At 49.7% G+C, this 5,649-nt stretch carries 4 protein-coding genes and 1 pseudogene; 3 read left to right on the top strand and 2 right to left on the bottom strand.

Annotated features, from left to right (window positions below; translation table 11 throughout):
• Positions 1-220, bottom strand: a pseudogene (locus AB7U36_RS17145) (ISAzo13-like element transposase-related protein); the annotation flags it as partial.
• Positions 221-802: 582 nt separating this feature from the next.
• On the opposite strand from AB7U36_RS17145, the gene AB7U36_RS17140 reads away from it, so the two are divergent.
• From AB7U36_RS17140 to AB7U36_RS17130, 3 genes are all read left to right on the top strand, one after another.
• A complete protein-coding gene (locus tag AB7U36_RS17140) occupies positions 803-2,908 on the top strand; it encodes a DNA translocase FtsK (protein WP_428160909.1) in 2,106 nt (701 codons plus the stop codon).
• A gap of 15 nt (positions 2,909-2,923) precedes the next feature.
• Complete coding sequence (locus AB7U36_RS17135; RefSeq protein ID WP_428160908.1) at positions 2,924-3,736, top strand: DUF3108 domain-containing protein; 813 nt, start codon at positions 2,924-2,926, stop codon at positions 3,734-3,736.
• Positions 3,737-3,829: 93 nt separating this feature from the next.
• On the top strand, positions 3,830-4,729 hold the full coding sequence (locus AB7U36_RS17130) for a cation diffusion facilitator family transporter (protein WP_428160907.1): 900 nt from the start codon (positions 3,830-3,832) through the stop codon (positions 4,727-4,729).
• A gap of 22 nt (positions 4,730-4,751) precedes the next feature.
• Here AB7U36_RS17130 and AB7U36_RS17125 read toward each other — a convergent pair.
• The coding region (locus AB7U36_RS17125) for a metallophosphoesterase (protein WP_428160906.1) at positions 4,752-5,649 on the bottom strand (898 nt) is incomplete at its 5' end.

Here is a 5,649-nt window from a genome sequence, read left to right as displayed (position 1 = left end):
ACACAATACCTGTTCTCAGTTCGTTTATCCCCATCTCTACCGTTGCACGCCCCCATCCGAATACGTCTTCCGCAACCCGGGGCTTGCCATCCAACAGCCTATTTGTTACATCCGCCATTGCCTGCCGGCGCTCAGGCCAAGAGATTCGCCCAACCAGAGAGCAAACCACCTCCACGACTTCCGGTGTTATCCCGTTCTTCTCCACTGTCGATATCTTCATGACCTTTTATCCTTTCGAGTTGAGCGGCAAGCATAACACAAAATCGGGAATTCAAAAACGGCCAACTCCCTAAACAGACAAATTGAGAGCTTTGTTGATGATGAGATCACTAAGATAAGGAATTTCATTCAAGCCGGATAATCAATCTTCAAGATGATCCCAAAACGAGACATTGAGCTTGCGACATGCTTTTTTTAAACTTGTAAACGTATCCCGGCATCTTCGACCCAGGTCATTTCTGGTTGAACCGCTGACTTTTCGGCATTTGACATTTTCGTTTTTTCGTTTTCTTAATATGGATTTATTTCTGTCCATGTACTTAGTGGGTGAGCACCGAAAAAAGTGACATCAAAAAAAAATAGGCGTCCCATAATGCTCTTTATTTGTGTCAAAGCGATAACGGAATATTTCAACTGTCTGGAATCCCGGCCTGTGTTATGATATAACCTATGCGGCCTTGCCATGTATTTACGAAAGTTAATGGCAAGATGTTGGATTTTTAAAGAATTTGATGAGATCTGACTGGTTGTGGCCGTGCTGGTCGGTGTTCATCAGTATTATCCCAGGAAAGTGTTATTCAGCGTGGAAAACAAGAATTACAGCTTAGATAAAAATCTTTTGTGCTTGAGAACCGAATGCGGAGAGTATAAATTTCAGATTAGTGGGGAGACCGGGCAGGGTGATGCCGAGCGTATTGCAAAGGTGATGACCGGTGAAATGGAAAAAGCGGACAAAGCCTTTGGCAGGCAGAATACTCCCAATCCATATGTCAAGCTGCTGCTGACCAATCTGAACCTGGCAGACAGATATGTCAGACTTCAAAACAGATATGATGAACTGCTTAAAGCCCATGAGGAATTTAAAACACGACCCGGCATCTTTGTTGAAGCGTCTGCGCCCCCGATGTCAACACCCTTAAAATCTGATGAAAAAAAACTGCCTGCCTGCGAAGACGATGATATCCCAGGCTTGAGCCTTGAGTTTGAATCCTGCGGCTCTCCTTTGCCCATTCCCGAATTAAGCGATATTCCCCGGCTGGTCCCTGCCCGGGAGAAACCAGATGAAAAAACAGGGCAGGCCAAGGCGATCCCCGGGCCGTTGGTGACCCAGGTTCTTGATACCCTGAAAAAGACCAGAGAGGTTCAGTTAAAATCTTTTGATCCACCGGAAAACAGGGTGAAAATTACAAATTCTGTCCGGCCGGCTTCAACTAAGCCTGCAGACAATCCCTTGTCCCAGGCAAATGTTCAGGGCAATGGAGATGGAAAGCCACGCCTGCCTTCCCTGGATTTCCTTGAAAAGGGCAGCCAGGAAACTGTGGTGGACCATGAGGCCATCAGACGGGATGCTGAACTGCTGGAACAAAAACTGGGGTACTTCGGCATCAAGGGTGAAATCATGGAGGTGCTGCCGGGTCCTGTGATCACCACCTTTGAGTACAAGCCCGCCCCGGGGATTAAGATCAGCAAGATCGTGAACCTGGCCGATGACCTGGCTCTGGCCTTAAGTGCCCTGAGTATCCGTATCGTGGCTCCCATTCCGGGCAAAGATGTCATTGGCATTGAGATCCCTAATCCAGCCATGAGTGTTGTACCTTTCAGGGATATCGTTGGCGCTTCAGCCTTTGATGAAATCAAGTCCCCTGCGCCCATCTGCCTGGGCAAGGATATCATCGGAAGACCCGTGGTGGTGGGACTTGAAAGAATGCCCCATCTGCTCATTGCCGGGGCCACAGGAACCGGCAAAAGCGTGGCGCTCAACGCCATGATCAGCAGCATTCTGTATAAATCAACACCTGACCGGGTCAAGTTCATTATGATTGATCCCAAGCGCATTGAACTTTCATTGTTCAACGACATCCCGCACCTGATTACGCCTGTGATTACAGACATGAAAAAGGCCAATATCGCCCTTCAATGGGTGGTCAGGGAAATGGAGCAGCGGTATGAGAAACTGGCCCAGCTCCATGTGCGAAACATAGAGCAGTATAACAAAAAAGTCCGGGCCGCTGACCTGTCGGACATGGGTGAGGAATTTACCCCCTTTCCCTATATTATCGTGATCATTGACGAGCTGGCAGATCTGATGATGACCGCCAGCAAGGATATTGAATTTTCTTTGACCCGCATTGCCCAGATGGCCAGGGCTGCAGGTATCCACCTGATTCTGGCCACCCAGCGGCCTTCCGTAGATGTGCTCACCGGTATTATCAAGGCCAATTTCCCCACCCGGATCTCATTTCAGGTCTCTTCCAAGACTGACTCCAGAACCATCATTGACGCCAATGGTGCGGAAACCCTTCTGGGCAGGGGCGACATGCTTTTCGTTCCCCCGGGCACAGCCCGGCTTAAACGGGTCCACGGCACATATCTGTCCGAGCGGGAATTAGGTGCCATCACCGAGTTTGTCAAGGCCCAGGGCAAACCCGAATACATTATGGATGTTACCACGGAAAAAGAAGAGACCCTGCAAGCAGTGGCGTTTGACGATGATGAGTATGATGACAAGTACCAGCAGGCCCTGGACTTTGTCATGTCCACCCGCCAGGCATCCATATCCGGGGTGCAACGGGCGTTAAGGATCGGTTACAACCGGGCAGCGCGCATCATTGATCTTATGGAAAAACAGGGAATTGTCGCCCCTTCCGACGGTGTCAAGCCCCGCCAGGTGATCGGGTCTATTGATTGATTGGAAACCCTTATAATGAATAAGATGAAATTATGGCGGAAGCGGGTGTTGCGCACTCTTGCTATTGTCTGGTCATTTTTTTTAATGCTGATGTTTTTATCTTTGCTATACGGATCATCGGCAAAGGCGGCGGATAAAAAAGCGTCAAAAAATAAACTGCCCTTTTTACCGGGGGAACAGCTTGTATATCAGATCCGCTGGGAGGAGGTTGCGGCAGGCGTTGCGGTCTTTAACGTTCTTCCCGTGACAAAGGTCGGCAAACAACCTTCGCTGCACTTTTCATTGAAGGTGGAAACGTCTCCATTTGTTGATGTCGTCTATGAAGTTCGTGATAAATTTGATTCATATGCGGATCTTGCCTTTAACCATTCAATTCTTTACAGCAGAAAAGAGGCAGGCAGTGAGAAACGGGATGTCCTGGTACAGTTCAACTGGAAAAAACGTGAAGCCGAGTATTCAAATTTAAATGCCGGCAGAAAGCCTATACCTATTCCGCCCGGCACATTTGATCCGCTTGCAACGTTTTATAAAGTACGTTGTATGAACTTAAACAACAAAAAGGAGATCAAACTTCCCATTACTGACGGGAAAACATGTTTTATGGGTAGAGCAAAGGTTTTGGGGCAAGAAACCATAACATGTTTTAACACCACGTATGAGACCTATGTGATTGAGCCTGAGCTTACCCATTTTGGCGGGGTGTTTGAAAAAAGCGATAAGCCCACATTGCGGTTATGGATTACCACGGACGAAAAACACCTTCCGGTTCGTATTCAGGCTGACGTGATTGGCGGTTCAATCATTGGCGAGCTTGTTTCTGTGCGATAGGGGCACCGGTTGAACCTTGAAGTAGGCTTTAAAATTTGGAAATTATGGGATGCCATACGTTTGGAACCGGGATTTTTCAGGAGCAGATAACTAATGGGGCAAAGTCAAGAACCGGCACCAACGGATAAAGATTTTCAGACTGCCCGGTACTGGGCGGTTGTTGGGTTTGCGGGGAACTTCGGATTAACGGTGCTGAAGGGCTGGGCAGGCATTGTGTCAAACTCCGGCGCCATGGTCGCGGATGCAGTGCATTCCGCCTCGGACATTTTTGCATCCCTGTTTGTTTATATCAGCCTGAAAATCGCCCAGAAACCCGCGGATAAGGAACATCCTTACGGCCATGGCAGGGCAGAGGTGATTTCCACTCTGGTGGTGGTGGGCATGCTGGTCGCCGCAGGTGTCGAGATTATCAGAACCGCCATAACAACAATCCGGCATGGATGTCTTCACGCTCCGGGAAATTGGGCCGTATATGCCGCTATCTTGTCAATTGTCGTCAACGAGCTGATGTATCAGTTCATCTACAGGGCCGGGGTGAAGACCAACAGTCCGTCAACCATTGCCAATGCCATGGATAACAGGTCAGACGCCTTTTCTTCCATTGCCGCCCTGATCGGTATTATTGGCGCCAAGTTAAAATATCCTGTCCTTGATCCTGTGGCCGGTATTGTGGTGGCCCTGTTCATATTCAAGATGAGTTATGATATTGCCATGGACGCGGTGAGACAGATCATGGACGAATCTGCAGGTGAGAAAAAAATCCAGGAAGTGAAGAACCTCGCGCTCGCCGTCAACGGGGTGAAAAACGTGCATGGAATACGGGTACGCCGAAGTGGAGCCTCTTTTCTTGTGGATCTGGATATTGTGGTGGATCCAAAGATTACTGTGGAAATGGCCCATGATATAGGCGAGTCGGTCCGGGAGATAATCCGGGTACACATGGATAAAGTCAGTCAGGCCCGGGTGCATATTGACCCTTCGGATCTGCACTGACACAATTTACCCTGCCAGGGCATTATACCGGCGATCCGTTGACCAGCCTGAGGACAGTGATCTCCGGCGGTGCGCCGATCCTTAGAGGCGGGCCCCAGTAGCCGGTTCCCCGGTTCACATAGACCTGGGTGGCATTGTGCCGGTGAAGCCCGTGTACATAGGGCTGGTCCAGGGAGACCAGGCAGTTCCAGGGAATATACTGCCCGCCATGGGTGTGGCCGCAGATCATCAGATCCACACCCAGGGGATCTGCTTTGAATATGCTTTTGGGCTGGTGGGCAAGCATGATCCTTGGCATGGACAAGGGTGCACCTTTAAGGGCCTTTCCGGGATCAGAAGCGTGGCCGGGCATTATCCTGCCCGCCCGGTAATCAGTGATCCCGGCCAGCACAATTTGGGCGTTTTCCTTTTCAATGATACGGTGTTCATTGATCAGGGGGGTAAACCCCAGGCGTTCAATTCTGTTCAGCCATGAAAGGGCGCCCGAAGAATAGTCATGGTTCCCTGTTACAAAATATTTTCCAAATGGGGCATCCAGGTCCGACAAGGGCCTTGCCTCTCTGCCCAGATATTTTTCGTGACCGTCGGCCATGTCGCCGGTAAAAACAATCATGTCAGCCTGTTCCCGGCCGGCCCGGTTCACGACTTTTTGGACATATTTTTCTTTCAGGGTCATACTGATGTGCAGATCGGAGATCTGAAGGATGGTGAATCCCCTGAACGGATCCGGCAGCCCCTTGATGGGTACATCTACCTTTACCACGTCCGGTTCCCTAGTTGCCCGGTTGATACCATATCCGGTTAAAACTATTGCCGTACCTGTCAGCGCTGCATACCCGGCATTGGTTAAAAAATATCTCCGGGACAGGTCCATGCCCCCCGCCATTGATTCCCGGTTGACCCTGATCTGTATTCCTATT

This window comes from Desulfobacter sp. (genome assembly GCF_050177295.1).
The sequence above is the reverse complement of the archived record's forward strand: the minus strand, read 5'-3'. Positions and strand labels throughout refer to the sequence as shown.

Excerpts from the sequence above, each read along its gene's own strand:
- AB7U36_RS17135 (WP_428160908.1), top strand. The coding sequence starts at position 2,924 with ATGAATAAGATGAAATTATGGCGGAAGCGGGTGTTGCGCACTCTTGCT.
- AB7U36_RS17130 (WP_428160907.1), top strand. The coding sequence starts at position 3,830 with ATGGGGCAAAGTCAAGAACCGGCACCAACGGATAAAGATTTTCAGACT.